Origin of the sequence: Bradyrhizobium sp. USDA 223, assembly GCF_044909005.1 — a bacterium.
Classification (GTDB): domain Bacteria; phylum Pseudomonadota; class Alphaproteobacteria; order Rhizobiales; family Xanthobacteraceae; genus Bradyrhizobium; species Bradyrhizobium yuanmingense.
In genome coordinates, this window is sequence record NZ_JBIYDR010000001.1 from 3,457,250 (window position 1) to 3,483,062 (window position 25,813).

Genomic DNA, 25,813 nt, shown 5'->3' on the forward strand with positions numbered 1-25,813 from the left:
AGAGCACACATGCCAAAGGCGACTGAACCTGAAACCGATCCGCGAGAGACACCGCTCGACGATCCACGCCGGAAGACCGATATGCCGACGCACCGGCAGACGAACAAGCCCTGGCAAGGCAATCCCGAGAAGGAACAGATCGATCCGGAACGGCCGCCGCTGGATCTGGAGCGGTGGCAGAAATCGAAGACGCACTAGGCGGCGGTCGCCGGCCTAGCGTCAGATCCTGCGAGATCATGAATGACGGGCCGCAGCGGCCCGCCGGAATCGAGCTCCAGCGTTGCCAGCGTAATCGGCAGCTTGAAGCGTCGCTTCCCTGCGCTGCCTGGATTCAGATAAAGCACGCCGTTGACGGTTTCGATCCGCGCGCGGTGGGAATGCCCTGAGACCACGACGTCGATCCCGAGCTCGGCAAGATCGATCGTCAGCTCGTTGAGGTCGTGCAGGACGTGGAAGCTGCGGCCGCCGAGGCGCAGCGTTTGTGTTTCGGGAAAGCGTTCAGCCCACGTGCCCCGGTCGACATTTCCCCTGATCGCGGTGACGGGTGCGATGCGGCAAAGCCCGTCCATCACCGCCTGGGCGCCGATGTCGCCGGCGTGGATGATGTGCGAGACGCCGGCGAGGCAGCGCTCCGCCTCGGGCCTCAGCAGTCCATGCGTGTCGGCGATCACCCCAATCGTGAACGTCATGTCAGATCACGGCTTCAGTGCACTACATCCAGCGGCATCCGGCCGATTTCCTCACCATCCTCGTTCGTGACGAGGATCGAGAAGTGGCGGCCCTTGAGCTCGGGACGCTCCTCGAGCAGGCGCCGCGCAATCTCTTCGGCGACATCCAGAGCCTTGATGTCGTCCGGCAAATCGGCACCTCCCTCGTCGGCTACGGTTTCAGAATCCACCAAATCAAAATGATAGAGCGGCAACGTCTGGTCCTCGGATGTTTCCCGCAGGAACGCGCGGTTTCGGGGCTTCGTTCCGGCGCCGGAGCCATCTGCGGTCCGGCGGGGGGCATCGCCGTCGGGTCCTCGGCGCGAGATTGCCGCGGACTCACGCGCGGCGCCGCCGCGTCCTCGCGCGGGGCCTGGAACGGCCCGCCCTCGATGCCGCGAATGCCAGGCCGGCAGCGATCCCGAGCACCACGAGCCCCTTGCTGAGCACAGCGGCCGGCGGAACCTGCTTCCGCACCAGCCAGCCGCCGTCGACGGACGTGCCCTGCGGACCCGCTTCGAGCAAGGTGCCTTCGTTCCTTGCTGCGGGACGCGCGCGCGACAGTAGCCAGCGGAATGCAGCTCCTAGGATATTCTCGGTGATCTCAGGGGCAATCGCATAGGCCAGTTGCCCGGCGCGCGCCGGCCACCCCACGGCCATCTCGTCGCGAGGCGCGCGGACGAGGCGCAGGAAGGTCTGGGCCACGTCCTCGGATTGATAAAGCAGCGGACCAGGATCGAGCCTTCGTCCGGAGACGTTGGCGCCGTGGACGAAGCCCGGCGTATCGACCATGGACGGAAAGACGCCACAGACGTGAATGTCGGGATGAGCCCGGAGCTCCTGACGCAAGCTTGCGGTGAAGCCGCGCAGGCCGAACTTGCTGGCGGTGTAGGCTGCGGCAAAGGGCGTCGGCGCCCAGCCGCCGAGCGAGATGTTGTTGATCAGGACACCGCGGTTCTGGCGGAGGAAGATCGGAAGCACCGCGAACGCGCCATGCATGGTGCCGAGCAGATTGACGTCGATGGTCCGGCGATGAAGCACGATGTCCGCGTCCTGATAGGCCCCGAACACGCCCGTGCCGGCGTTGTTGATCCAGACGTCGATGCCGCCGAAGGCCTCGTCCGCCGCACCGGCCAGACGCTGCACCGCCTCCGCGTCAGTGACGTCGGTTGGCACGGCCAGCGCGCGGCCTCCGAGCGCCTCGCACTCGGCAGCAAGCCGCATCAAGACCTCGCCGCGGCGTGCGGCGAGGACCACGCTTGCGCCCTCGCGCGCAAACGCCAGCGCTGCGGCGCGGCCGATTCCACTGGAGGCGCCCGTGATGACGACGCGCGTGCCGACCATCTGCCTCTGCTCGCGCCCCGAGACCTTCGCCGGAAGCAGCCAGCGCAGGGATCGCCGCAGCCGTGCCGTTCCCTGTGTTTCGAACCAGTCACCATGCGCAAAGATCACCCGTTCCGGAGCCAGCTTCACGAGCCGCTCGGCCGCAGCTCGCGCCGAACGGCCGCCGAGGCGGAGCAGCAGCCGCAGATAGACCGGGGCCTTCCCGTCCGGCCTGGCAATGCCGAGCAGGTTCGCCGCAGCCGCATTTGAGGCGCTGAGATGGTGGGGATCGAGGTTCTGGACGAGATCGGTCAGAACCAGCGTCCGGCTCCGTCTGTCGAACAGCTCGATCTCCGAGAACATCGGAGCATTCACCGACACCGTTTCGAGGTCGGCGGCCCATTCCTCCGGCGTCGTATCCCCAAGCTCGCGATCGATACGCAGGCCCGCCGCCCGCACCTGCCCGCGCGCCGCAAGGCCGCGCGCTGCAAGGACCGCTGCCTGCGGCAACTGCCTCTGCCATTCAGGCAGGAACATCCAGTGCGCAATATTCGGCGCCAGCAGGCATCTGATCGTGCCCAGCCGCTCCAGCTCCTGGCGCAGAGCCGGCGAATATCTCACCGGCGAATGCAGCACGAGGTCGCCATTCGACAGGCGGATCACGGTCATCCGCACGGGCAGTTGCAGGCCGGCGGCGCTGATCGGCTTGTCGTTCACGATCCAGATATCGTCTGTCACGCGCGACAGGCTGGCGGTCGACACACCGGCGTCGGAACTTTGCATGAGCGTCTTTCCCTCGCGAAGACGTTGCTCCAAAGCGCGTGGGCGGCGCTCGTTCCTCAGCAATGTCTTGGAAATAATGGCCTGGAAATCACATCGCTGCGGTCGCTCTACCTGCTTCGAGGCGGGCCTGCAGCCCGTTTCGGACCTCGGCAATGACAGGACCCCAGTCGTCCGGCCGTGTTTGATGAAACAGCCGCAGGCTCGGATACCAGAACGAACGCGCGCCGGATTGAGGCCAGCGCCAGTCGCAATCGGCATGCAGCAAGACCCAGGCCTCGCATCCCAGCGCGCCCGCAAGGTGCGCCACCATGGTGTCGACACATACGACGAGATCGAGCTGCCGCAGGCGGTGGCCGAGCGCTATGATGTCGGGCGTGCTGACGTCCCGCGCCCCGATCGCCGCGAGCTCATCGGCGCTGGCGCCGCGCTGGAGCGAATGGAGCGTCACGCCGGGACCCGCGAGATTGCGCAGCAAGACGGCCGGAACCTCCCGCCGCTTGTCCCACTCACCGACTTTCCAGACCAGGCCGACGGCCAGACTTTGTTCTCGCCGAAGCGGCGGAAGAGCAATTGGAGGCAGCGCCAGGTAAGGACCACGCATCTCCACCTGATCCCGGCGCGCTCTGATGGCGTGCGGTACCTCCATGATCTCGATGTCGACCTCGAAAGCGCTCTCGGGCGCACCATCATGCAGCGGGATGGCGCGATCGACGCCCGCTGCGCCCTCGACCAGCGGCAGCACCTCGGGTTGACACCACAGGGTGACGCTGCGCGCAATCGCGCGGAGCGGCTTCATGAAGCGCAGGAACTGGATGGTGTCGCCGAGTCCGTGATAGCAGCGCACCAGCACGTGCTTATCGTTCATGTCCTCGCCGCGCCAGATCCGCTGGAGATGGCGCGGGCCGGTGTGCTTGGGCGGATGCGCGATCTCCAACAAATCTCGATCGTTGATCGTCCAGGCGCGTGCGAAATCGCCCGCCCTGATTGCTTCCGCCCAGCCGCCCGCCATGTCGCGCGGTCGCTAATGTCGCACGAACTTGTGGAATCGACTGAGCTTGCCGTCCTTGGTTCGATCCTGATGCAGGAACGCAATGCCGGCTTCATCGAACTTTTCGAAGAACTCGTCCCAGCTGATGCGATCCAGCGCTTCGTCCGGCGGATCAAAATCAATGCGCAGGATTCCTGCGTGGCCATCCTCCTCCGTCGCCTTCACGGTCGCCGGCCTCCCGCCGCGCTCCTCGGCCCATTTCTGGATGACGTTGTGATCGGTAGTCTCGTGAGCTTCGCTGTTTTGCGCCTTGGACGTCATGTCACACCTCGTTGACTAGCCGGGCGATGAACCCGCGCACTGCATCGAACCATTGGCCGACAAACGCGGGCCGGGGTGATTTGTTCTTCGCGATAGTACGAAGCGGTCGCGCGAGGCGAGCATCATCTTCTTCATCTTCTTCATCTTCTTCATCTTCTTCATCTTCTTCATCTTCTTCATCTTCTTCATCTTCATCATGAAAGTCGTTCGTTCCGAGCAGGCGGTACGGGATTTTATCCCATGTTAAGCGCGTCGCATTTTGTCGCGAGGAATCGGCCAAGGCGTGCCGCCCGCCATCTCCTTTCCAGGAACGAACATACCTTCCACACGTTCGCCGACGTACTTACACCGACTCTTGCACCGACGCCGCGTGCTTCCGGAGGGCTTCATTCCATGCATTCTCGTCTCCAACACAGGCGCCGCGTGCGCGTCGGACTCGTCGGCATCGGCAATTGCGCGAGCTCCTTCGTCCAGGGCCTCACCTACTACCGCAACGCCAAGTCGAACGAGCCGGTCCCGGGGCTGATGAACGCGGACCTCGGCGGTTACCATATCAGCGACATCCAGATCGCTTCGGCGTTCGACGTCAACGCCAACAAGGTCGGCCGCGACGTCGCCGATGCGATCTTCGCCCCGCCCAACAACACGCACCGCTTCTCCGACGTCGCGCCGACAGGCGTGATCGTTCAGCGCGGTCCGGTCCTGGATGGCATCGGACATTATCTCACCGACGACGTTCCGATTGCGGAGGTGCCGGAGGCCGACGTGTCCGAAGTGCTGGCGATGTCCCGCACCGACGTTCTGGTCTCCTATCTTCCGGTCGGCTCGCAGCGCGCCAGCGAGTGGTATGCGGCCCGCGCCATCGAGGCCGGCTGCGGCTACGTCAATTGCATTCCGGTCTTCATCGCCTCCAATCCCGAATGGCAGCGCCGCTTCGAGGAGGCAGGCCTGCCGATTGTCGGCGACGACATCAAGAGCCAGGTCGGTGCCACCATCCTGCATCGCGTGCTCGCCAATCTGTTCCGCGAGCGCGGGGTGCGGCTCGACCGCACTTACCAGCTCAATGTCGGCGGCAACACCGATTTCAAGAACATGCTCGAACGGGAGCGGCTGGCCTCGAAGAAGATCTCCAAGACCCAGGCCGTGACCAGCCAGTTCGACGTCCCCATGGACCCCGACAACATCCATGTCGGACCGAGCGATCACGTGCCATGGCTCACCGACCGCAAGCTCGCTTTCATCCGCCTAGAGGGAACGACGTTCGGCGGCGTTCCCCTGAGCGCCGAGGTCAAGCTCGAGGTCTGGGACTCCCCGAATTCGGCGGGCGTCGTGATCGACGCGGTGCGCTGTGCCAAGCTCGCCATGGACCGCGGCCAGGCCGGAGCGCTGACCGGCCCTTCGAGCTATTTCATGAAATCGCCGCCGCAGCAGTTCACCGACGAGGAGGCCGGACGGCGAACGCGCGCCTTCATCGACGACAAGGCGTTTGCGTGATGGCTGGGATCATCCATCTCGTCCGCCACGGTCATCATGCCCTGCTCGGCCGTATCCTGTGCGGCCGGATGAAAGGCGTCGCGCTCGACGATCTCGGCTGTGAGGAAATGGCGCGCTGTGCCGGCACCATCGCGCCGCGGCCATCGCTCATTCAGTCCAGCCCGCAACGGCGCTGCATGCAGTCGGCCTGCATCCTCGCGGCGCAGTTCAGGCTGCCGGTCGAGATCGTTCCCGCTCTCGACGAACTCGATTATGGCGAATGGACCGGACGATCGTTCGACGACCTGGCGCCGGATCCCCGATGGTCACGCTGGAATGGGCGACGCGGCACCAGCCGCCCGCCCGGCGGCGAGAGCATGCGGTCGCTTCAGAGCCGCATGGTCGCTCATCTGGAGCAGCTGCGTGCCGATCGCAATCTCGACACCGTCGTCCTCGTCAGCCACGCCGAGCCGATCCGCGCCGCGCTGCTGCACTATTCGCGCACGCCGCTCGACCAGTTTCTTTCGATCGAGATCGATCCGGCCAGCATCAGCACGCTCCGCGCCGACAGAAGCGGCATGAAGATCACCGGGATCAACAAGCGGGTGCCGGCGTGAAGATCGTCATCTTCGGCCTGACAATCTCCTCGTCCTGGGGCAACGGTCACGCCACCTTGTGGCGCGGCCTCTGCAAGCATCTCGCGCGTTCGGGACACAGCGTCGTCTTCTTCGAGCGCGACGTGCCCTATTATGCCGGTGCCCGCGATCTCTACGAACTGCCGGGCGGCGCGCTCCGGCTGTTCGCGAACTGGGACGATGTGCGGCAGGCGGCAAGCGCCGAAGTCCGTGACGCCGACGTCGCGATCGTGACCTCCTATTGTCCCGATGCGATCGCCGCGACCGAGCTGATCCTCGCTGAGGGTCGTGCCGTTCCCGTGTTCTACGACCTCGATACGCCGGTCACGCTGGCAAGGCTCATCGCCGGCGAGGCTGTCCCTTATATCGGCCCGCGCGGCCTGCGGGACTTCGCGATGGTGCTCAGCTTCACCGGCGGGCCTCACGTTGCGGACGAATTCCGCAACAGGCTCGGCGCGCGCGACACGCGGCCGCTTTATGGGCATGTCGACACAGACATCCACCATCCGGTCGCGCCGCAGCCGCATTATCGCGCCGATTTGTCCTATCTCGGCACCTACTCCGAAGATCGCCAGCGCACGCTCGAGGCGCTCTTGGTCGCGCCCGCGCGGGCGCGCCAGGATCTCCGTTTCCTGATCGGCGGCGCGCAATATCCGGACGATTTCCCATGGTCGCCCAACATCTATTTCGTGCGGCACCTGCCGCCGTCCGAGCACGCGCCGTTCTTTGCCTCATCGCGGCTGACCCTCAATGTCACCCGCCGGGCCATGGCGGAGATGGGCTGGTGCCCGTCGGGCCGGCTGTTCGAGGCCGCGGCCTGCGGTGCCCCGCTGCTCAGCGACGACTGGCCCGGAATTGCGGACTTCTTCGCGCCCGGAGAGGAGATCCTGATCGCACGCGATGAGCACGACGCGCTTGCCGCACTCGCGATGCCGGATGCCGAGCTCAGACGCATGGCCCTGCGCGCTTATGACCGCACCATGGACCAGCACACATCCGACAAGCGGGCGCGTGAACTGATCTCGATGCTCGAGCAGATTGCATCGAGCCGCGTCAGCGGGCAACAAATCGAGGAGGCCTGATCATGTGGGGCATCGTTCCGGCCGCAGGCCGCGGCAGCCGTATCCAGCCGCTCGCCTTCTCGAAGGAATTGCTGCCGGTCGGCAGCCGGCATGACGACGGTACCGATCGTCCCTGCGCCGTCTCCGAATATCTGCTGGAGCGCCTCATCCTCGGCGGCGCCGACAAGATCTGCTTCGTGATCTCGCCCGGCAAGTCCGACATCCTCGAATATTTCGGCGACCATTACGGCAGCGCCGAGCTCGCCTATGTCGTGCAGCCCGAAGCCTCCGGACTGTGCGACGCGGTGTTCAGGGCAAGCACAGTCGTCGGGCAGCACGAGGACGTCATGGTCGGCTTGCCCGACACGGTCTGGTTTCCCAAGGCGGCCCTGCAATCCCTGCCCGACGCAGACCTCTCGTTCCTGCTGTTCCCGGTCGAGCACCCCGAATTCTTCGATGCGGTGGTGCTGGACGGCGAGCAGGTGACGGAGATCCAGGTCAAGCAGCCGAATGCAGCCTCGCGCTGGATCTGGGGTGCTTTCAAGATGTCGGCGCACGGCTTCCGCCAGCTCCAGTCGCTGTGGCGCGCACGCGAACGCCGCGACGAATATTTCGGGACGCTGGTCAATGCCTATCTTGCGGCCGGCGGCATCGGCATCGGCATCAAGGCCGGCGAATCCTATGTCGATGTCGGCACCATCGACGGCTATCGCACGGCAATGGCCCTGCTCGCCGAGGGCGTCGAGGGCCGTTCCACGTTGCGGGCCCGCGCCTCATCGGACGGGGCCCGGCCGGTCTCAATGAATAACGGAGCGATTGCATGACCCGAGGGGCCCTGTCCCGTGAGGAAATCCGCCAGCGCGTCGATGCGCTAGGGCCATGGTTTCACAATCTTGACCTCAAGGGCGTGCCGACGGCGCCGTCCCACTTTCTCGGCGACTACCCCAATGTGAAGTGGCAGCGCTTCTCCGGCATCATCCCGGACCGGCTCGAAGGCAAGACCGTGCTCGATATCGGCTGCAATGCCGGCTTCTACGCCATGGAGATGAAGCGGCGCGGTGCCGAACGCGTGCTCGGCCTCGACACCGACGAAGAATATCTGGCCCAGGCCCGCTTCGCGGCCGAAGTGAACGGGCTCAGGATCGAATTCCGCAAGATGTCGGCCTATGATGTCGGGCAGCTCCGTGAGAAGTTCGACCTCGTGATCTTCATGGGCGTGCTCTACCATCTGCGACACCCGCTGCTGGCGCTGGACCTGATCCATGAGCACGTCGCCGGCGATCTCCTGCTGTTCCAGTCGATGCTGCGCGGCGATAGCCATGTCGATGCGATCGAAAAGAACTACGACTTCTGGACTACCGAGCAGTTCGATTCCTCCGGCTACCCGAAGCTGCACTTCATCGAGCACAAATATGCCGACGATCCCACCAATTGGTGGGTGCCCAATCGCGCCTGCGTCGAGGCCATGCTGCGCAGCGCCGGCTTTGCCATCGCGGCGCATCCGGAGGAGGAAGTCTATCTGTGCAGGCACACGGTACGGCCGCAGGCTGACGGACCGGTTTATCCATTACGGGAGGCGGGTCGATGATCGAAGCTGCCAAGATCTGGAACGAGCCGAACAACAAGTCGCATTGGGACCTGCTGATCGACCCGGACTGGACGATGTTCGCGAATCTTGCCCTCGCGGCGGGAAAAGCTATCCGCAGCGCGCATCCGACCTTGCCGCGCGTGCTCGGCGGCATCTCGCCGATCGACCCGTCCTTCATGCGCAGCATGCAGGCGCGCGGCGTGCTCGACCACGTCGACGCCGTCGCCGTGCACGGCTTTCCGCTCGACTGGAATTTATGGCAGATCGGAGAATGGCCGGCGAAGATCGAGGAGATCAAGGCTGTTACCTCGCTCCCGGTCTGGGTGACCGAGGTCGGCGTCTCCTCGTTCGGCGCCGAGGAGGTGCAAGCCTGGGGCCTGTCGCGCACCGCCGACCTTCTGATCGGCCGTGCGCCGCGCATCCACTGGTACAGCCTCTATGATCTCCCTTCGGCCTGGGAGGCGACCACGCGGCACAAGGAGGCGGAGGGGTCCTCCTATTACCGGCATTTCCACATGGGCCTGCTGCGCGAAGACGGAACGCCGAAAGCCGCAGCGGAGCTGTTCGGCCAATATGCCGCCGACATGGGCCTCTGCCAGTGGTTTCATTTCGAGGACCATCGTCTCGATGACGCCGTGCGCTGGATGCGCCGCTTCGGCGTCAGGCACTTGCGGACCGGCCTGTCATGGGCCGACAGCTTCCGTCCCAATGCGCTGGACTGGTTCGATCGCCAGATGGATGCGCTGGCCGAGTTCGATGTCACCGCGACGTTCTGTTTCACGCCGGAACACCGCGGCCTCGAACCGCATCACACCAGCCCGCCGCTCGACGTGAACGAGTTCGCCGATTTCTGCGCGCGGATGGTCGAGCGCTATTGCACGAAGACCGGTCTCGCCTCTTCCATTGGCGCCTCCCCGCCGCTCAGGGAGCCGACATGCGTGCCCTGATCCTGGTGATGGATTCCGTCGGAATCGGCGCGGCGCCCGACGCCGCCAATTACGGCGACGAAGGTGCCGACACTGTCGGCCACATTGCGGATGCGTGCATGGCCGGGCGTGCCAATGGTCCGCAACGGGACGGCCCGTTGCGCCTGCCCAATCTCGTGGGGCTTGGCCTTGGAGAGGCCTGCCGCTTTGCGACGGGGCGCGTCCCGCCCGGGCTCGACGGCTGCGTTCAACATGCGCGCTATGGCTGCGCCAGCGAGATATCGAGTGGCAAGGACACGCCATCCGGCCATTGGGAGATCGCCGGCGTGCCTGTCGCGTTCGACTGGGGCTATTTTCCAAAGATCCAGCCCTGCTTCCCGCGCGATCTCGTAACGAAGCTGTGCGAACAAGCCGGACTGCCCGGCATCCTCGGCAACTGCCACGCCTCCGGCGCCGACATCATCGCCGAATTCGGCGAGCGCCACATGCGCAGCGGCGAGCCGATCTGCTACACCTCGGCCGACAGCGTGTTCCAGATCGCGGCGCACGAGGAGACGTTCGGGCTCGAGCGACTCTATGAGGTCTGCACGGTCGCGAGGCGGCTGGTCGATCCCCTGAACATCGGCCGCGTCATCGCACGTCCGTTCGTCGGAACGAGCGCGGACAGCTTCAAGCGCAGCTCGCACCGGCGCGATTTCTCGGTGCCGCCGCCCGAGCGAACCATCCTCGACCTTGCTGACACTGCCGGCCGCGACATCGTCACGATCGGCAAGATCGACGACATCTTCGCCCATCGCGGCACCGGGCGAAACCTGCGCGGCGACGGCAATGCGGCGCTTTTCGATGCCGCGCTCGATGGGCTGAGAGGCCTTGCAGAAGGCGGGCTTTTGTTCGCGAACTTCATCGATTTCGACACGCTCTACGGCCACCGCCGCGACGTCGCCGGTTACGCAGCGGCGCTCGAAGCTTTCGATGCCCGCCTCCCCGAGTTGCTGAGCCGGCTGCGAAGCGACGATCTTCTCATCATCACCGCCGATCATGGCTGCGATCCGACCTGGAGCGGCACCGATCATACGCGCGAGCAGGTCCCGATCCTGGCGTGGACCGCGCGGTCAACGGCTCCGATCGGCCGGCGCGCCGGCTTTGCCGACATCGGCGCGACCGTTGCAAGACATCTCGACCTGCCGGCGCCGCCTCATGGCGCGCATTTCTAGCCGGGATTCTAGCCGGGATTCACTTGGGTTATTGATCCAGGTTAGAGAAATTTTCGTTTGTAGGTTTCGCAGGAACGAACATTCCTTGCCCCGCTTCTAACTCCCAGACGTGACTGGCGCGCAGGTCGCCCGACCAAGCAAAGCGCGCTTCAACTCTCATCATCGGCTGGTCCGAATGGATCGGTCCCATGCGGCACGGAGCGGTGAATGACGCGAGTATTGATCACTGGGGGCGCGGGATTCATCGGTTCGCATACGGCCGACGCGCTGCTTGCGGCCGGCTATGATGTCCGCCTTCTCGACAATCTCTCTCCGCAAGTCCATGGCGGCAACCGTCAGCGGCCCGCCTATCTCTCCGACGACGCCGAGCTCGTGGTCGGTGACGTCACGGATAGCGTCGCCGTCGAACAGGCCTTGCGCGGCGCCGACATGGTCCTGCATCTCGCCTCCGCCGTCGGCGTCGGCCAGAGCATGTACGACATCGAGCCCTATGTCCGGACGAACGAGCTCGGCACCGCCGTGCTGCTGCAAGCGCTGGCGAAGCGACCGGTCGCACGGCTGGTGATGGCGTCCTCGATGAGCATCTATGGCGAAGGCCTCTATCGCGATGCCGTCGGCAACGTCGTCGCTTGCGATGAACGACCGATCGGGCAGCTTCGCCAAGGCGAGTGGGAACTGCGGGATCATGCAGGCCATGCGCTTGATCCCGTGCCTACGCCTGAGACCAAGCAGCCGTCGCTGAGCTCGATCTACGCGCTGAACAAATATGCGCAGGAACGGATGTGCCTGATCACGGGCAAGGCCTACGGCATTCCGACGGTCGGCTTGCGCTTCTTCAACGTGTTCGGTCCGCGGCAAGCGCTGTCGAATCCCTATACCGGGGTGCTGGCCATCTTCGCCGCGCGGCTGCTCAATGGCCGGCCGCCGCTCGTCTTCGAAGACGGCCTGCAGCGGCGCGACTTCGTCCACGTGCACGATGTCGCCCGCGCCTGCCGCATGGCACTCGAATCCGACCACGCCCAGGACGTCTTCAACGTCGGCTCGGGCCAGAGCCGCACCATTCTGTCGGTAGCCGAGGATCTGGCGGAGGTGATGGGACGGTGCGAGATCGCTGCCGAAATCACACGGAAATACCGTGCCGGCGACATCCGCCACTGCTTTGCCGATATCGGCAAGTCACGCGACCTGCTCGGCTTCGAGCCGCATGTCGCGTTCAAGGACGGGCTTGAAGAGCTCGCCGGGTACCTCGCCGACCAGATCGCCGACGATCAGGCGGAGCGGGCGACCCGTGAGCTGCTGCAACGAGGGTTGGTCGCGTGATGAGTGAACAAGACAACAGACCCGTCCTGGTCACCGGTGGCTGCGGCTTCATCGGCTGCAATCTCGCCGACCGTCTGGCCGAGCGCGGCGACCGTGTGCTGGTGCTCGACAATCTCGCCCGCGCCGGCGTGCGCGAGAATGCGCAATGGCTGAAATCCCGGCATGGCGACCGCGTTGCGATCACGGTGGCCGATATCCGCGAGCCGATTCCGGTGATCGACGCCGTGCGCGAGGCACGGGCCGTGCTGCACCTCGCCGCTCAGGTCGCCGTGACCGACAGCGTCAGCGACCCCTCGGCCGATTTCGAGATCAACGCGCGCGGCACGCTGAATGTGCTGGAAGCGGTCCGTTCGCACAATTCCTCGGCCCCGGTGATCTTCGCCTCGACCAACAAGGTTTACGGACGCCTGATCGAGGACAGCGAGATCGCGCTCGCCGGCCGCCGCTACACGCCGGTCAATGACCTGCTCGCTGGCGGCATTTCGGAGAACACCCCGCTCGATTTCTACAGCCCCTATGGTTGCTCCAAGGGCACCGCCGATCAATACGTCCACGATTATGCCCGGGTTTTCGGGCTTCAGACCGTGGTGATGCGCATGAGCTGCATCTACGGGCCGCGCCAATTCGGCACCGAGGACCAGGGCTGGATCGCACACTTCCTGCTCAGCGCCATCAGCGGCAATCCGCTGACGATCTATGGCGACGGCAAGCAGGTCCGCGACGCGCTGCACGTGTCGGACGCGGTGAACGCCTGGCTCGCGGCGCTCGACCACATCGCGCTGGCGCGCGGGCGCGTCTTCAATCTCGGCGGCGGTCCGGCCAATGCGGTCAGCCTGCTCGAGTTGATCGACCACATTACCGAGCTGACGGGCCACAAGGTCAGCTATCGCTTTGCCGACTGGCGACCGGGCGATCAGCCCTGGTACGTGACCGACACGCGGGCGCTCGCCACCGCGCTCGGCTGGACGCCGCAAATGCCGCTCGCCGACGGCCTGCGCTCGCTCCACACCTGGCTCGACAGCCGCTTCGGATCACAGGACAGAAGCGAGGCCCTGGCATGACGCGGGTCGCCCTCATCAATCCGAACTGGGATTTTTCGGGCAGCATTTATTTCGGCTGCCGCTCCCCTCACCTGCCACTCGAGCTCGGCATCTCCGAGCACTATCTGAAGGCGGCCGGCCACGACACGTTGCTGCTCGATGCGCACATGTTCGATCTCTCCCTCCGCGACATCGAAGCCGAGCTGCGCGCCTTTGGACCGGACCAGATCGTCTTCACCACCGCACCGACCTATTTGTTCTGGCGCTGCGCGCCGCCCGAGCTGCGCGTGCCGCAGCAGCTCGCCATCGCGGTGCGGGACCTTGCGCCGACCCTGATCGCGGTCGGCCCGCATGGCTCGACTACGCCGAAGACCGCCCTGAGGAAGCTCGGCGTCGATATCGTCGTGATGGGCGAGTGCGAGGCGTCGCTGCTGCGTCTCGCCAATGGCGAACGGGACTTTCCCGGCCTGTGCTTCGCCGACGGTGCGTCGCTCCGGGTCAATGGCGGCCCGCAGGCGGTCGCGTTCAGCGATCAGCCCGCGCTCGACTGGCCTGACGAGATGATCCGGCGTCACCACCACCATCATCACCGCTTCGAGGCCGAGCCGACGGCGCCGGGCGCCGAGGTGGAGGCCTCGCGCGGCTGTCCGTACAATTGCACGTTCTGCGCCAAGGAGAATTTCCGCAACGCCTATCGCAAGCGGCCGCCTGCCGTCATTCTCGACGAGATCGATCGTCTGCGCCGTCACGGCATCGAGTACGTCTACTTCATCGACGAGATCTTCCTTCCCAATCGCGAGCTCCTCGAGGGCTTGACGACGCGCGGGCTGAAGTTCGGCGTGCAGACGCGGATCGACCTCTGGAAGCCCGACATGCTCGCCCTGCTCGGGCGCGCCGGCTGCGTCTCGATCGAAGCCGGCATCGAGAGCCTCACCGTGGAAGGGCGCGCGGCCCTCGCCAAGAATTGCAAGATGACGACGGATCAGCTCGCGGAACGGCTGGTCGAAGCCCGCCGCCACGTCCCCTTCGTGCAGGCCAATCTGATCGAGGTGCCCGAGGACGACGATCCCGTGGTGCAGCGCTGGCGCCGCACGATGCAGGATGCCGGCGTCTGGGCCAACGATCCGGTGCCGCTCTATCCCTATCCCGGCTCTCCCGACTACCGCAAGCTCTGGGGCGAGCCCGACGATGTCGCCTGGGAGCGCGCACACCGGCACTATCTCGCGATATTCGACCAGTTCAGCGACGTGCAGAACGATCGCCCGGTGCCGCTCGACAGCCTCGAACTCCAGGTGGCCTCATGACCCGTGGGGCCGACATCAGGATCATGATGACGACCGACACGGTCGGCGGCGTCTGGACCTATTCCTGCGCCCTCGCCGCCAGTCTCGCTGCGTCCCGCGCCGACGTCACGCTCGTGACGCTGGGCCCGCGGGCACGGGTCAATCAGCGTCAGATGCTGCGTGAGACCAGCGTTCACCTGATCGAGACGGACCTCGCACTCGAATGGCAAGACCCGGAAGGCCAAAACGTTTCCGACGCAAGGCGCGTGCTTGCAAACCTGGAAGCCAGGTTGATGCCCGACGTCGTGCATCTCAACAGCTTTCGCGAGGCGACCTTTGCATGGCAGGCCCCGACGGTACTGGTGGCGCATTCCTGCGTGAACTCCTGGGCCTTGGCCTGCCGCGATACGGCCTGGCTTGGCGAGCCCAAATGGCGCCGCTACAGCGAGCGGGTCGCCGCTGCGCTCGACGCGGCGCACGCCTGGGTCTGTCCGAGCCGGGCCTTCCACGACGACATCACGGCGATCTACCAGCCGCAATCGCGCGGCGCGGTGATCTGGAACGGAATGACGCCGCGCGCCCTCGCTGGACGGAAGCAGGACTTGATTTTCGCAGCAGGACGGCTGTGGGACCGAGCCAAGAACATCGAAGCGCTCGCCGCCGCCGCGCCCGGGCTGGATTGGCCGGTCGAGGTGGCCGGTCCTATCGAAGCACGCCTGCCAGCTGGCGTCACCTGGCTCGGAGAGCTGCCGCATGAAGAGCTGGAGGCGCGCCTGCAGCATGCAGCGATCTTCGTCAGCCCCGCACTCTATGAACCGTTCGGTCTCTCGGTGCTGGAAGCCGCCGCCGCCGGCTGCGCGCTGGTCCTCTCCGACATCCCGACGTTCCGGGAGTTGTGGCGCGGCGCAGCCTTGTTCGTCGATCCGGCCGACAACGAGGCGCTGCATCGGGTCCTGGCAGAGCTTTGCGCTGACGAGATGGGTCGAGCAAAGCTGCAGCGCGCTGCCTATGAGCAATCCCTGACCTATTCGCTGACGCGCATGACGAGCGCCTATCTGGGTCTCTACCGGGACCTGATCGCATCGCGCGGGACGAGCGCGGCGGCCAGCCAAATCGAGGTGCGCGCATGAAATGCGTCCTGTTCTATCATGCCTTCACCTCGTGCTGGAACAACGGCAACGCACATTTCCTGCGCGGCTATGCGCGCGAGCTCCATGCGCTCGGGCACGAGGTCGTCGTGTTCGAACCCATCGACGGCTGGAGCCGGCTGAACGCGATCCGCGAAGGCGGCAGTCGTGCCATGGACGACATCCCGGCGGTCTTTTCCGGCATCGACATCCGCCGCTACGATACCGGCCTCGATCTCGACCGGGCGCTAGAGGGCGCCGATCTCGTCATCGTGCATGAATGGAATTCGCCCGATCTCCTCGCGCAGATCGGGCGCAGGCGGGCGCAAGGTGGGTCCTTCACCCTGCTCTTTCACGACACTCATCACCGTGCCGTCAGCGCGCCCGAGGAGCTTGCGCAATTCGACCTCGACGGCTTCGACGGTGTGCTCGCCTTCGGCGAGGTGCTTCGGCAGATCTATTTGAAGCTCGGCTGGGCCGACCGGGTCTTCACCTGGCACGAGGCCGCCGATATCGCGCTGTATCATCCACTGCCGCAAGTGGAGCGGAGCGACGATCTGGTCTGGATCGGCAATTGGGGAGATGGCGAGCGCAGCGCCGAGCTGAACGAGTTCCTGGTCAAGCCCGTGGCGGAGCTGAAGCTCCGCGCCAGCGTCCATGGCGTCCGCTACTCCGATGACGCGCTCCACACCATCAGGTGCGCAGGCATCCGCTACGGCGGCTGGCTGCCGGCGCACCGGGCCCCCGTCGCCTTCGCCGGCGCGCGCGCGACCATCCATGTGCCGCGCGGGCCTTACGTCGCCCTGCTTCCGGGCATCCCGACCATTCGCGTCTTCGAGGCGCTGGCTTGCGGCATTCCCCTGGTTTCAGCACCCTGGTCGGATGAGGAAGGCCTGTTCCCAGAGGGTGCCTATCTCAGCATTGCCGACGGCGCGCAGATGAAGCATGCGCTTCGCACCGTCCTCGACGATCCGGACCTCTCTGCCGCGATGGTGGAGACCGGCCTGAAGGTCATCCGAGATCGCCATACGTGCCGCCACCGCGCCGAGCAGCTCATCGACATCGTCACCGACCTCAGGGATACGGGCCGCTCGGCACGGCCTCAGCACGACATCGGAGCCGTCGCATGAAGATCTGCTTCTTCGGATCCAGCCTCGTCTCGTCCTACTGGAACGGCGCCGCCACCTACTATCGCGGCATGCTGAAGGAGATCGCGGCGCTCGGCCACGAGGTCACCTTCTACGAGCCCGACGCCTTCGACCGCCAGTCGCATCGCGACATCGACGAACCGGATTGGGCCAGGGTGATCGTCTATCCCGCGACCGCCGACGGCTGGCGCCGTGCGCTCGACACCGCCGCACAATCGGCCGACATGCTGGTCAAGGCCAGCGGCGTCGGCGTCTTCGATCTCGAGCTGGAGAACGCCGTCGCCGCGGTGCCGTCGCGGCTGACGCGGATCTATTGGGACGTCGATGCTCCCGCCACGCTCGAGGCGATCGAAAGCGATCCGCAGCATCATCTGCGTCGCGCGATCCCGTGCTACGATATGGTCCTGACCTATGGCGGCGGCGAACCGGTCGTATCCGCGTATCGATCTGTGGGCGCGCGGGATTGTGTACCGATCTACAACGCGCTCGATCCGGCCACGCATTTTCCGTCGCCGCCCAATCCGCGCTTCGCCTGCGATCTCAGCCTGCTGGCGAACCGCCTGCCCGACCGCGAGAGGCGCGTCGAGCATTTCTTCCTCGACGTTGCACGCCGCCTGCCCGAGAAGTCCTTCGTACTCGGCGGCTCCGGCTGGGACGACAAGAACGTCTCGGCCAATCTGCGCAAGGTCGGCCATGTCGGCACCGCAGACCACAACGCGTTCTTCGGCTCCGCGCTCGCCACGCTCAACGTCAATCGCGACAGCATGGCGCGCTACGGCTTCTCGCCGCCGACGCGGGTGTTCGAAGCGATCGGCGCCGGCGCCTGCCTGATCACCGATCAGTGGGCCGGCATCGATCATTTCCTCGAACCGGACCGCGAGGTTCTGGTCGCGGCTGACGGGGCCGCCGTCGCCGAACACCTTGCCGCGCTGGATCCGGGACGGGCACGCGCGATCGCGCAGCGCGCCCGCGTGCGCATCCTCAGCCAACACACCTATCGGCAGCGCGCCCGCGAGTTCAACGATCTCTTCGTCGCCAGCAGCTCCCGAATCGAGGCAGCAGAATGAACCTCTCCATCGTCGTCATCGGTCTTTCGGTCACTTCGTCCTGGGGCAACGGTCATGCCACGACCTACCGCGCCCTGATCGAAGCGCTGGCGCGACGAGGTCACCGCATCACGTTCCTGGAGCGGGACGTGCCCTGGTATCGGGAGCACCGTGACCTGACCAAGCCCTCGGCCTGGACTGTCGAATTGTACCAATCGTTGAGGGATGTTCCGCGCCAGTTCGGCAAGCTGATCCGCGATGCCGATCTGGTGATCATCGGCTCTTATGTCCCTGACGGCATCGCGCTCGCCGAGTGGACCACGACCCACGCGAGGGGCGTCACGGCGTTCTACGACATCGACACGCCGGTCACTCTGGCGCGGCTGGAGCAAGGCCTCGATTATCTCTCGGCGGCAATGATCCCGCGCTTCGATCTCTATCTCTCCTTCAGCGGCGGACCGGTGCCCGGCATGATCGAGCAGGGCTACGGCAGTCCGCTCGCGCGTGTGCTTTATTGCAGCGCAGATGCTGAGATCTACGCGCCGAAGCAGGCGCCGCCGAAATGGGCGCTCGGCTATCTCGGCACCTACAGCGAGGACCGGCAGCCCGTTCTCGAGGAGCTGTTGCTTGCACCAGCGCGCACGCTGCCGTCGGATCAATTCGTCGTCGCCGGTGCGCAATATCCGGACAATATCGCCTGGCCCGCCAACGTCACTCGGATCGAGCACCTCTCGCCAAAGCAGCATCCGGAGTTCTACGCGGCGCAGCGTTTCACGCTGAACGCCACCCGCGCCGACATGAAGGCGTTGGGCTTCTCCCCGTCCGTCCGGCTGTTCGAGGCGGCAGCCTGCGGCACGCCCGTGATCTCGGACCGCTGGCCGGGGATCGAGACGATCTTCGCGCCCTCGAAGGAAATCCTGCTGGCAGCCAGCCCGCGCGAGGTCGTCGAGATCCTGCGCGATATGCCGGACGAGCAACGGCGCACGATCGCACACAACGCGCGGCGGCGGGTTCTCGCCGACCACACGCCCGACCATCGCGCACGGCAGCTGGAGACCTATTATGCCGAGGCAGCCGCGCGGCGCCGCCGCAAGACGGCACCACTCCCTGTTGTTCGTCCCATGCAGGTCGCCCAACTCTGAAAGGCCACGTCATGACGCTCCAGACCCGCATCCACGCATCCCGCCGCTCGCCGACGGTCCTGGTCGCCGGCGGCGCCGGCTTCATCGGATCGCATCTCTGCGACGCGCTCCTGCAACGCGGCAGCATGGTGATCTGCCTGGACAATTTGTTCACGGGAACCACCGACAACATCCGGCCCCTGCTCAACCATCCGAACTTCCGCTTCATCGAGCATGACGTGCGCGATCCCATCGAGATCGAGGGCGGGATCGACCGGATCTACAGCCTCGCCTGCCCGGCATCGCCCCGCCACTATCAAGTCGATCCGGTCGGGACGATGAAAACCTGCGTGCTCGGCTCGATCAACCTGCTCGAGCTTGCACGGCAGAAGGGCGCCCGGATTCTTCAGGCCTCCACCAGCGAGGTCTACGGCGACCCGGAGGTGCATCCGCAGCCGGAATCCTATCTCGGCAACGTCAATCCGGTCGGGCCGCGGGCCTGTTACGACGAAGGCAAGCGGGCCGCGGAGACGCTGATGTTCGACTATCGGCGGATGCACGGGACGGAGATCAAGGTCGCGCGCATCTTCAACACCTACGGGCCGCGCATGCTCGAGAATGACGGCCGCGTCGTCTCCAACTTCATCGTGCAGGCCTTGCGCGGAGAGCCGATCACGATCTACGGCAAGGGCACGCAGACGCGCAGCTTCTGCTTCGTGGACGATCTCGTGCGGGGGCTTCAGCTCCTGATGGAGAGCCCCGCCTCGGTCACCGGCCCATGCAATCTCGGCAATCCGCACGAGGTCACGATCGAGGCCATCGCCCGTGAAGTGCTGGCATGCACCGAATCGGCGTCGCCGCTGCGCTTCGAGCCCCTGCCGAAGGACGATCCCAAGCGCCGCAAGCCCGTGATCGATGCCGCCGAGAAGATTCTGGGATGGCGTCCGCGGGTGGCATTGAAGGACGGCCTTCAAGCGACCATTGCCTATTTCGCGCTCCGTCTGGCCGGGGAAGCGCCAACGCTCGTGCCGGCCATCGCCGGGCGCAGGACCCGCCCTCCAGCCCGCAACCGGCTGACGATGTCCGACCAACGGTGAAGGTCATTGCTTTGGCAGGCTCGCCCGGTAAACCGCTCGCGCAATGAACCTAAAACGTCCCGGCCACAGTGACGCGGAACGTCAGTGGCTCCACCGGATGCAGCACGTAGTCCATCACGCCGTTCTGACAAACGGCCGCCGGTGCGGTGCCTGATGTGCAGAGATTGTAGAGCGTGTCGGTCTTCAACAGCGAGCCATAGGCATAGGTGATCTGGTTCGCTTTGCTGTTGAAGAGGTTGAGCACGTCGAACTGGATGCGCCAGCCGTTCTCGCTGCGGTAGCCGAGCCGCGCGTTGACGAGGCCGGTCGGTCGCGAGCGGAACGCATTGTCCTCGGTCAACGGGCTCGCGCCGATGTAGCGCCAGCGCGCGCTGCCGAACCAGCCGGTCTTCTCGCCGAGCGTTATTCCGGCCGATGCCACCATCGCGGGGGCATTGGGAATGTAGTTGCCAGGCGCATTGCCGATCTGCGCCTCGGGATAGCCGGCGAGCGAGGCATAGACCGCGGCCTGCTCGCCGTCATGGCCGCGGAAGCGCGCATGCGTCATTGCGAGATCGGCATCGATGTCGATCCAGGACCGTGGCCGGTAATGATTGGTCCACTCGAAGCCGTAGCGGCGGCTGGCGCGGGTTGCCGCGGTATCGCCGGCATCGCCGGAGAACAGGATCTCGGAATCCTGGTCCAGGATGAAGAGGCTGAGAGAGCTGTCGAGGCCGGGAATGATCCTGCTGCGAACCCCGACCTCCGCGCCTCTGGTGCGCACCAGGAGCGGCGACGGCGTGAGCCTTGTCGCGGGATCGGTGGGATCTTCCGTCGTGGTCGCACCGCGGGCGTCGTTCGAGTGCATGCCGTAGCCGGCGCCGAGGAAGAATTCGGTCCGTTCGAACGGACCAAGCACCATCCTGAATTTCGGGCTGCCGAGCGCGGCATCGGCGCGGCCGGAATTTGCGGCGTTGAACAGAGAAGTGACGTCGGCGGCGTAATAATCGCCGCGCCAGCCCAACGTCGTCCTGAGCCAGTCGGTCCAGCGCACCGTGTTTTCGGCATAGACCCCGACGCTGCCCTCGCCGACCTTGTCGCTGCGGATATTGCCGATGAAGCCGCGCCGGAACGTATTGGTGAGCGCGAGGTCGATCGCATCATAGCGCGATTGCAGACCGAAAATGGTCTGCATCGGCAGGCCGGCAAAGGAGCCGTTCAGCGTGCGCGAGAGGTTGGCGCCCGTCATCAAGCGGTCGTCGTGCTGGTGGAACTGGTCGCCGAGCACGGGATCGTCGAGGAAGTAAGTGAAATTGTTGAAGAGGTCGAGCTGGCTCTTCACCAGATAGGCGTTGGCCTTCCATGAACCGATGTCGTCGGTCTGCGCGATGCGCCCGGACAGCGCAAAGCGGTTGGCATGACCGCCGTCGCTCGGATCTTCCGAACCGTACCGGCCGAGCAGCCCGCTGGTGATGGCGCGCTGCGGCACCTGGTCGGTCGAATTCCATTTGTTGACGTAGGCCATGCCGGTGACCGACATGCCGTCGGTCGCGGTGCCCTGGCTGTAGCGCACGAGGCCGTTGAGCTTTCGCAATTTGTCCGCATCGTCCCACGGGCCGTCGTAGGTACCGATCTCGCCGGCCACCAGCAGCGAACCGTCGCCAACTTTCGCGGAATCCATGCCGAGCAGACGGCGGTAACCGAAGCCGCCGGCGCTCACCTGCGCCAGCCGCCTTGTGCTGTCGATCAGGCCGATGTGAACGCTTCCGACCGAGGCGAAGTCGCCTTCGTCGGCGAAGTAAGGTCCCTTGCGCACGTCCATTGCGGCGATGGTTTCCGGGATCAGCCAGTTGAGATCGGCATAGCCCTGGCCATGCGCGTGGGTGCGCATGTTGACGGGGACGCCGTCGACGATGATCGCCAGATCGGTGCCGTGGTCGAGATTGTACCCACGCAGGAAATACTGGTTGGCTTTGCCCTCGCCGGAATGCTGCGTCACGATCAGACCGGGCACGGCTTCGAGCGCCTCGCCCGGCCGTGTGAACGGGCGTGCGTTGATCTCGTCGCCGGAGACGGTGATCTCGCTGGCCATGCCGGCTGCGGCCCTTGCACCCGAGCCGGCGCTGCGCGGATCCGACGCCTGCGCCGTCGCGGAAGACACGAAGATGCGGCGGCCGGCCGCGGGCGGTCTGGCGGCACGGCGCGATGCGGCCGTCATCTTGCGCCCGGGCGCGGCGCCGCCACTGACCTCGACCGGCGGCAGTTCGCGTGAGGCGTCATTGCTCTGTGCGAGGGCGCGGCCGTCATCCGCGAGCAGCGCCAAGACCGAGAGTGCCGTCAAAGCGACGCCGTGACGACCGTGCTCAGGCCGCCTCGGTCGCATCGGTGCATTCCAAAACTTTCGTGCCGGCGCGGCGAGGCTCGTTCCCGAACATGCGGCGATAGAGCACGACCGAGACGAGCCATGCGACCGCAAACAGCGCGATCACGACAAAGCCGACATTGGCAAGCGACTCGTTGAGGTCCTCGACCAGCGCCCATGCGCCGCCGGAGAGACCGAGCCGCTCGCCCGATCAGGCCGAGCGCTTCGATCCCGCCGATGAACAGTGCAACCGCGACGGAGGCGCCGGTGATCGTGAGGTTGTACCAGAGCTTGCGCAAGGGATCGACGAAGGCCCAGCGATAGGCGCTCACCATCAGCGCGGAATCGGCCGCGTCGACCAGCGCCATGCCTGCAGCGAACAGCGCGGGGAAAACCAGCACATCGGCGAGCGAGGCGCCGCGCGCGGCTTCGCTGGCGGAGATGCTGAGCAGGCTGATCTCCGTTGCGGTGTCGAAGCCGAGGCCGAACAGGAAGCCGAGCGGGTACATGTGCCAGGGCTTCGTGACCAGGCGGAACATCGGGCCGAGCAGCCGGGCCAGAATACCGCGGCTGGCAAGCAGCGCATCGAGCTGCGCAGCATCGTGAACGCCATGCTCCCGCGCCGCGCGAAACGTCCGCCACAGGCCGACGAAAATGACGAGGTTGATCGCGGCAACCGCAAGCAGGAACAGCGCCGAGACTGAGGTGCCGATGAGACCGCCGACCTCCTTGAGCAGGCTGTCGCCGCCAAGGCTCACGACGCCCAGTGCCAGCAGCATGGTCGCCACCACGACAACGGTGGAATGGCCGAGCGCGAAATAGAGGCCGACACTGCGCGGCGTCTCGCCGCCGTGCATCAGCTTGCGCACGACGTTGTCGATCGCGGCAATGTGGTCGGCATCGACGGCGTGACGCAGGCCGAACACCCAGGCCAGCAAGGCGGTCGCCATCACCGTCGGCCGCTCGCCGAACAGCGTGAAGGCCCAGGCCCATGCGGCGATGTTGGCGGCGACGAGCCCGCCAAGCAGCGCCACCGTTCCGGGCTCGACCGCCCGCAAAGTCCGCATCGCTACTCGTTCCATTCGCCCGCCTTTACAGTATGACGTTTATCAAGATTTCTCATACTGACAAGAGCAAGAGCCGGACCAGTTTCGCGCTGATCCCTGACGAGCCGACGGAATGCGAGCCAAATGGCTGGCCTGATGGGGGAATTCCGCCTCAGCGGATCACCGCGCCGATGCGGGATGGGCGCTCGTATTGGCAAGCAGATGTCCAGTTTGACGCCGAAGTTGACTGTCGTCAGGGGAGCTCGGCCCACGGAACCCATCGCTGTGAAGCGGCTCACATCCGATTCGACGATCCGGATGTATTCATCGTGCCGGGTGGAGATGGCAGACGGAGACGCGCATGAAACTCCTCATGCTCTCGCTAATCGCAGCCATGCTTCTCGCCGGTGCGGCCAATAGCGTATTCAGGCCGCATCCAGTGCCTCACTTCGGTCAGCCCGGCATGGCGTCCATTCAAGACATGCAAACGGGACGGGCCGACAAGCTTCCCGAGCAGGAGCTGCAGGACCGCTCCGTTTTGTTTGCGAAAGAGCTGCGGTAGGCGGGCAGGCTCGCTTTATTCGGCCGCTGCGGTCGCGGGTTGCCGCTGCCCGTCGTTCGGTCCCGTTCGCGCCATCTGCTCGTCGAGCCAGAGGCTGTGGTGCTCGCGCGCCCAGTTGACGTCGACTTCGCCCGAGCCCATGGCCGCGAACGCACCTTCCATGCCGATGGTGCCGATATAGATGTGCCCGATCATCGCCGCGACGAACAGGACCGCCACAATGGAGTGGACGATCTGGGCCATCTGCATGCTTTCGATACCCGTGCCGTAGAACGGGAACATCAGCGCATAGCCGCTCGCCGCGACGAGCCCACCACCGATCACGACGATCCAGTAGATCATTTTCTGGCCGCCATTGAAGCGATTGGCCGGCGGATGGTCATGCCCGATCAGGCCGCCACCCCGCTTGGCCCATTCGATATCCACCTTGCTGGGAATGTTGCCGCCGATCCACATCAGGAAGATCAGGACGACCCCCAGCGTGAACGGGAAACTCAGATAATTGTGGGCGTATTTGGCCCATTGCGACCATTCGGAAAAGGCCTCGAAACCGATCAGCGGCAATAGCAGTTGCCGGCCAAAGGTGACGTTGAGGCCAGAGATCGCCAGGATGATGAAGCAGGTTGCCGTCATCCAGTGCACGAAACGTTCGAAACCGTTGAAGCGCACGATGGTGCGGCCCGAGCGGCCGCTTTCCAGTCGAACCATGCCGCGGGTGAGATAGAAGATCATGATCAGGGCGATCATGCCGATGATGGCAACGCCGCCGATCCAGGGCAGCGTCACCATGCGGAATTCCCGCCATTCCCGCCCCTGCGGCTGCTCGAGAACGCCGGACCGCTGATCCGGAATGCTGACACGCCCTTGAATCCGGTTCAGCTCCTGCAGAAGCTGCTGCTCCTTGACCGCGCTTGCAGTCGGATTGACCTGCTGAGCACTCGCAGGCGCCGCCATCGCCAAGAGAAGCAGCGTGCAAACGCCGAACGCCAGGCGAATGAACCTTCCAAATGACGCCATCACGTCCTCCCCGGTATTTGCGCGCCCTTCTGTTGCCACCTCAGGACTCGATCGCCTCGCGATATGCGGTCTTCCAGCCCCACGCACCGGAGCCGTAGCCGCGCTTCATGACGCGCTCCTTGTAGATCTGCGCGATGATCTCGCCGTCGCCCGCAAGCAACGATTTGGTCGAGCACATTTCCGCGCAGAGCGGCAGCTTGCCTTCGGCCAGCCGGTTCGCACCGTATTTCGCGTATTCCTCCTTGCTGCCGTCGGCCTCCGGGCCGCCGGCGCAATAGGTGCACTTGTCCATCTTGCCCCGCGAGCCGAAGTTTCCGACCTTTGGATATTGCGGCGCGCCGAACGGACAGGCGTAGAAGCAATAGCCGCAGCCGATACAGAGGTCCTTGGAGTGCAGCACCACGGCATCGGCCGTGGTGTAGAAGCAGTTCACCGGACACACCGCCGCGCAGGGCGCGTCCGTGCAGTGCATGCAGGCCATCGAGATCGAGCGCTCGCCCGGCTTGCCGTCGTTGATGGTGACGACACGCCGCCGGTTGATGCCCCAGGGCACCTCGTGCTCGTTCTTGCAGGCGGTGACGCAGGCGTTGCACTCGATGCAGCGATCAGCGTCGCAGAGAAATTTCATCCGAGCCATGTGCGTGCT

General features: G+C 65.2%; 26 protein-coding genes and 1 pseudogene. 17 read left to right on the top strand and 10 right to left on the bottom strand.

Annotation, left to right across the window (positions count from 1 at the left end; all coding sequences use genetic code 11):
- Positions 1-9: 9 nt before the first annotated feature.
- Positions 10-198, top strand: a complete 189-nt coding sequence (locus ABIA40_RS16010; protein WP_036023690.1) for a hypothetical protein — start codon at positions 10-12, stop codon at positions 196-198.
- Here the strand turns inward: ABIA40_RS16010 and ABIA40_RS16015 are convergent.
- The 6 genes from ABIA40_RS16015 to ABIA40_RS16040 all read right to left on the bottom strand — a co-directional run bounded on the left by ABIA40_RS16015 (position 195) and on the right by ABIA40_RS16040 (position 4,402).
- The gene (locus ABIA40_RS16015) at positions 195-689 is read right to left on the bottom strand and encodes a metallophosphoesterase family protein (RefSeq protein WP_404542000.1); all 495 of its coding nucleotides are present in this window, start codon (positions 687-689) and stop codon (positions 195-197) included. The two genes, ABIA40_RS16010 and ABIA40_RS16015, sit on opposite strands and share 4 nt — an antisense overlap.
- A 14-nt stretch (positions 690-703) precedes the next feature.
- The gene (locus ABIA40_RS16020; protein ID WP_157282706.1) at positions 704-922 is read right to left on the bottom strand and encodes a DUF6894 family protein; all 219 of its coding nucleotides are present in this window, start codon (positions 920-922) and stop codon (positions 704-706) included.
- A 124-nt stretch (positions 923-1,046) separates the two neighbouring features.
- Positions 1,047-2,813: an SDR family oxidoreductase gene (locus tag ABIA40_RS16025; protein ID WP_404542004.1), complete on the bottom strand. Its 1,767-nt coding sequence runs from the start codon at positions 2,811-2,813 to the stop codon at positions 1,047-1,049.
- A gap of 88 nt (positions 2,814-2,901) precedes the next feature.
- Complete coding sequence (locus ABIA40_RS16030; RefSeq protein ID WP_404542006.1) at positions 2,902-3,822, bottom strand: hypothetical protein; 921 nt, start codon at positions 3,820-3,822, stop codon at positions 2,902-2,904.
- 12 nt (positions 3,823-3,834) lie between these two features.
- Positions 3,835-4,122, bottom strand: coding sequence for a hypothetical protein (locus tag ABIA40_RS16035; protein ID WP_157282700.1), 288 nt, complete (start codon positions 4,120-4,122; stop codon positions 3,835-3,837).
- A 1-nt stretch (position 4,123) separates the two neighbouring features.
- Positions 4,124-4,402 carry a hypothetical protein gene (locus ABIA40_RS16040; protein WP_404542009.1) on the bottom strand — a complete coding sequence of 93 codons (279 nt, stop codon included), beginning with the start codon at positions 4,400-4,402 and terminating at the stop codon, positions 4,124-4,126.
- Positions 4,403-4,515: 113 nt separating this feature from the next.
- Between ABIA40_RS16040 and ABIA40_RS16045 the strand changes: the two genes are divergently transcribed.
- The 15 genes from ABIA40_RS16045 to ABIA40_RS16115 all read left to right on the top strand — a co-directional run bounded on the left by ABIA40_RS16045 (position 4,516) and on the right by ABIA40_RS16115 (position 20,201).
- Complete coding sequence (locus ABIA40_RS16045) at positions 4,516-5,616, top strand: inositol-3-phosphate synthase (protein ID WP_404542011.1); 1,101 nt, start codon at positions 4,516-4,518, stop codon at positions 5,614-5,616.
- The gene (locus ABIA40_RS16050) at positions 5,616-6,212 is read left to right on the top strand and encodes a histidine phosphatase family protein (protein WP_271541056.1); all 597 of its coding nucleotides are present in this window, start codon (positions 5,616-5,618) and stop codon (positions 6,210-6,212) included. The genes ABIA40_RS16045 and ABIA40_RS16050 overlap by 1 nt, the downstream gene beginning before the upstream one ends.
- Complete coding sequence (locus ABIA40_RS16055; protein ID WP_404542013.1) at positions 6,209-7,312, top strand: glycosyltransferase; 1,104 nt, start codon at positions 6,209-6,211, stop codon at positions 7,310-7,312. The genes ABIA40_RS16050 and ABIA40_RS16055 overlap by 4 nt, the downstream gene beginning before the upstream one ends.
- 2 nt (positions 7,313-7,314) lie before the next feature.
- Complete coding sequence (locus ABIA40_RS16060; protein ID WP_404542016.1) at positions 7,315-8,115, top strand: sugar phosphate nucleotidyltransferase; 801 nt, start codon at positions 7,315-7,317, stop codon at positions 8,113-8,115.
- Positions 8,112-8,879, top strand: coding sequence for a TIGR04290 family methyltransferase (locus ABIA40_RS16065; RefSeq protein WP_404542018.1), 768 nt, complete (start codon positions 8,112-8,114; stop codon positions 8,877-8,879). The genes ABIA40_RS16060 and ABIA40_RS16065 overlap by 4 nt, the downstream gene beginning before the upstream one ends.
- A complete protein-coding gene (locus tag ABIA40_RS16070) occupies positions 8,876-9,826 on the top strand; it encodes a beta-xylosidase (protein ID WP_404542020.1) in 951 nt (316 codons plus the stop codon). The genes ABIA40_RS16065 and ABIA40_RS16070 overlap by 4 nt, the downstream gene beginning before the upstream one ends.
- Complete coding sequence (locus ABIA40_RS16075) at positions 9,814-11,019, top strand: phosphopentomutase (RefSeq protein ID WP_404542022.1); 1,206 nt, start codon at positions 9,814-9,816, stop codon at positions 11,017-11,019. Before ABIA40_RS16070 ends, ABIA40_RS16075 begins: the two co-directional genes overlap by 13 nt.
- Positions 11,020-11,226: 207 nt before the next feature.
- A complete protein-coding gene (locus ABIA40_RS16080) occupies positions 11,227-12,339 on the top strand; it encodes an SDR family NAD(P)-dependent oxidoreductase (RefSeq protein ID WP_404542024.1) in 1,113 nt (370 codons plus the stop codon).
- Complete coding sequence (locus ABIA40_RS16085; protein WP_404542026.1) at positions 12,339-13,400, top strand: NAD-dependent epimerase/dehydratase family protein; 1,062 nt, start codon at positions 12,339-12,341, stop codon at positions 13,398-13,400. Before ABIA40_RS16080 ends, ABIA40_RS16085 begins: the two co-directional genes overlap by 1 nt.
- The gene (locus ABIA40_RS16090; RefSeq protein WP_404542028.1) at positions 13,397-14,683 is read left to right on the top strand and encodes a TIGR04295 family B12-binding domain-containing radical SAM protein; all 1,287 of its coding nucleotides are present in this window, start codon (positions 13,397-13,399) and stop codon (positions 14,681-14,683) included. Before ABIA40_RS16085 ends, ABIA40_RS16090 begins: the two co-directional genes overlap by 4 nt.
- Positions 14,680-15,792: a glycosyltransferase family 4 protein gene (locus tag ABIA40_RS16095; protein ID WP_404542031.1), complete on the top strand. Its 1,113-nt coding sequence runs from the start codon at positions 14,680-14,682 to the stop codon at positions 15,790-15,792. The genes ABIA40_RS16090 and ABIA40_RS16095 overlap by 4 nt, the downstream gene beginning before the upstream one ends.
- Positions 15,789-16,919, top strand: coding sequence for a glycosyltransferase (locus ABIA40_RS16100; protein ID WP_404542033.1), 1,131 nt, complete (start codon positions 15,789-15,791; stop codon positions 16,917-16,919). The genes ABIA40_RS16095 and ABIA40_RS16100 overlap by 4 nt, the downstream gene beginning before the upstream one ends.
- Positions 16,916-18,004 carry a glycosyltransferase gene (locus tag ABIA40_RS16105; RefSeq protein ID WP_404542036.1) on the top strand — a complete coding sequence of 363 codons (1,089 nt, stop codon included), beginning with the start codon at positions 16,916-16,918 and terminating at the stop codon, positions 18,002-18,004. The genes ABIA40_RS16100 and ABIA40_RS16105 overlap by 4 nt, the downstream gene beginning before the upstream one ends.
- Positions 18,001-19,125, top strand: coding sequence for a glycosyltransferase (locus ABIA40_RS16110; RefSeq protein WP_404542038.1), 1,125 nt, complete (start codon positions 18,001-18,003; stop codon positions 19,123-19,125). The genes ABIA40_RS16105 and ABIA40_RS16110 overlap by 4 nt, the downstream gene beginning before the upstream one ends.
- A gap of 11 nt (positions 19,126-19,136) precedes the next feature.
- Positions 19,137-20,201 (top strand): UDP-glucuronic acid decarboxylase family protein, encoded by a 1,065-nt coding sequence (locus ABIA40_RS16115; protein ID WP_271541083.1) that lies wholly within the window; start codon positions 19,137-19,139, stop codon positions 20,199-20,201.
- 49 nt (positions 20,202-20,250) lie between these two features.
- Here the strand turns inward: ABIA40_RS16115 and ABIA40_RS16120 are convergent, their stop codons facing one another.
- Both ABIA40_RS16120 and ABIA40_RS16125 read right to left on the bottom strand, forming a co-directional pair.
- Positions 20,251-22,563, bottom strand: coding sequence for a TonB-dependent receptor (locus tag ABIA40_RS16120; RefSeq protein ID WP_404542040.1), 2,313 nt, complete (start codon positions 22,561-22,563; stop codon positions 20,251-20,253).
- Positions 22,544-23,624: pseudogene (locus ABIA40_RS16125) on the bottom strand (HoxN/HupN/NixA family nickel/cobalt transporter). Before ABIA40_RS16125 ends, ABIA40_RS16120 begins: the two are co-directional and overlap by 20 nt.
- Positions 23,625-23,949: 325 nt before the next feature.
- On the opposite strand from ABIA40_RS16125, the gene ABIA40_RS16130 reads away from it, so the two are divergent.
- Positions 23,950-24,150 (top strand): hypothetical protein, encoded by a 201-nt coding sequence (locus ABIA40_RS16130; RefSeq protein WP_036023649.1) that lies wholly within the window; start codon positions 23,950-23,952, stop codon positions 24,148-24,150.
- 15 nt (positions 24,151-24,165) lie between these two features.
- On the opposite strand, the gene ABIA40_RS16135 is transcribed toward ABIA40_RS16130, so the two are convergent.
- The gene (locus ABIA40_RS16135) at positions 24,166-25,167 is read right to left on the bottom strand and encodes a formate dehydrogenase subunit gamma (RefSeq protein WP_128262429.1); all 1,002 of its coding nucleotides are present in this window, start codon (positions 25,165-25,167) and stop codon (positions 24,166-24,168) included.
- Between the two features lie 40 nt (positions 25,168-25,207).
- Complete coding sequence (gene fdh3B, locus ABIA40_RS16140) at positions 25,208-25,804, bottom strand: formate dehydrogenase FDH3 subunit beta (RefSeq protein WP_036005105.1); 597 nt, start codon at positions 25,802-25,804, stop codon at positions 25,208-25,210.
- Between the last annotated feature and the right edge of the window lie 9 nt (positions 25,805-25,813).

Coding starts and splice junctions, on each gene's coding strand:
- ABIA40_RS16010 (WP_036023690.1), top strand. CDS start 10: ATGCCAAAGGCGACTGAACCTGAAACCGATCCGCGAGAGACACCGCTC.
- ABIA40_RS16015 (WP_404542000.1), bottom strand. CDS start 689: ATGACGTTCACGATTGGGGTGATCGCCGACACGCATGGACTGCTGAGG.
- ABIA40_RS16025 (WP_404542004.1), bottom strand. CDS start 2,813: ATGCAAAGTTCCGACGCCGGTGTGTCGACCGCCAGCCTGTCGCGCGTG.
- ABIA40_RS16030 (WP_404542006.1), bottom strand. CDS start 3,822: ATGGCGGGCGGCTGGGCGGAAGCAATCAGGGCGGGCGATTTCGCACGC.
- ABIA40_RS16035 (WP_157282700.1), bottom strand. CDS start 4,122: ATGACGTCCAAGGCGCAAAACAGCGAAGCTCACGAGACTACCGATCAC.
- ABIA40_RS16045 (WP_404542011.1), top strand. CDS start 4,516: ATGCATTCTCGTCTCCAACACAGGCGCCGCGTGCGCGTCGGACTCGTC.
- ABIA40_RS16050 (WP_271541056.1), top strand. CDS start 5,616: ATGGCTGGGATCATCCATCTCGTCCGCCACGGTCATCATGCCCTGCTC.
- ABIA40_RS16060 (WP_404542016.1), top strand. CDS start 7,315: ATGTGGGGCATCGTTCCGGCCGCAGGCCGCGGCAGCCGTATCCAGCCG.
- ABIA40_RS16065 (WP_404542018.1), top strand. CDS start 8,112: ATGACCCGAGGGGCCCTGTCCCGTGAGGAAATCCGCCAGCGCGTCGAT.
- ABIA40_RS16070 (WP_404542020.1), top strand. CDS start 8,876: ATGATCGAAGCTGCCAAGATCTGGAACGAGCCGAACAACAAGTCGCAT.
- ABIA40_RS16075 (WP_404542022.1), top strand. CDS start 9,814: ATGCGTGCCCTGATCCTGGTGATGGATTCCGTCGGAATCGGCGCGGCG.
- ABIA40_RS16080 (WP_404542024.1), top strand. CDS start 11,227: ATGACGCGAGTATTGATCACTGGGGGCGCGGGATTCATCGGTTCGCAT.
- ABIA40_RS16085 (WP_404542026.1), top strand. CDS start 12,339: ATGAGTGAACAAGACAACAGACCCGTCCTGGTCACCGGTGGCTGCGGC.
- ABIA40_RS16090 (WP_404542028.1), top strand. CDS start 13,397: ATGACGCGGGTCGCCCTCATCAATCCGAACTGGGATTTTTCGGGCAGC.
- ABIA40_RS16095 (WP_404542031.1), top strand. CDS start 14,680: ATGACCCGTGGGGCCGACATCAGGATCATGATGACGACCGACACGGTC.
- ABIA40_RS16100 (WP_404542033.1), top strand. CDS start 15,789: ATGAAATGCGTCCTGTTCTATCATGCCTTCACCTCGTGCTGGAACAAC.
- ABIA40_RS16105 (WP_404542036.1), top strand. CDS start 16,916: ATGAAGATCTGCTTCTTCGGATCCAGCCTCGTCTCGTCCTACTGGAAC.
- ABIA40_RS16110 (WP_404542038.1), top strand. CDS start 18,001: ATGAACCTCTCCATCGTCGTCATCGGTCTTTCGGTCACTTCGTCCTGG.
- ABIA40_RS16115 (WP_271541083.1), top strand. CDS start 19,137: ATGACGCTCCAGACCCGCATCCACGCATCCCGCCGCTCGCCGACGGTC.
- ABIA40_RS16120 (WP_404542040.1), bottom strand. CDS start 22,563: ATGCGACCGAGGCGGCCTGAGCACGGTCGTCACGGCGTCGCTTTGACG.
- ABIA40_RS16130 (WP_036023649.1), top strand. CDS start 23,950: ATGAAACTCCTCATGCTCTCGCTAATCGCAGCCATGCTTCTCGCCGGT.
- ABIA40_RS16135 (WP_128262429.1), bottom strand. CDS start 25,167: ATGGCGTCATTTGGAAGGTTCATTCGCCTGGCGTTCGGCGTTTGCACG.
- fdh3B (WP_036005105.1), bottom strand. CDS start 25,804: ATGGCTCGGATGAAATTTCTCTGCGACGCTGATCGCTGCATCGAGTGC.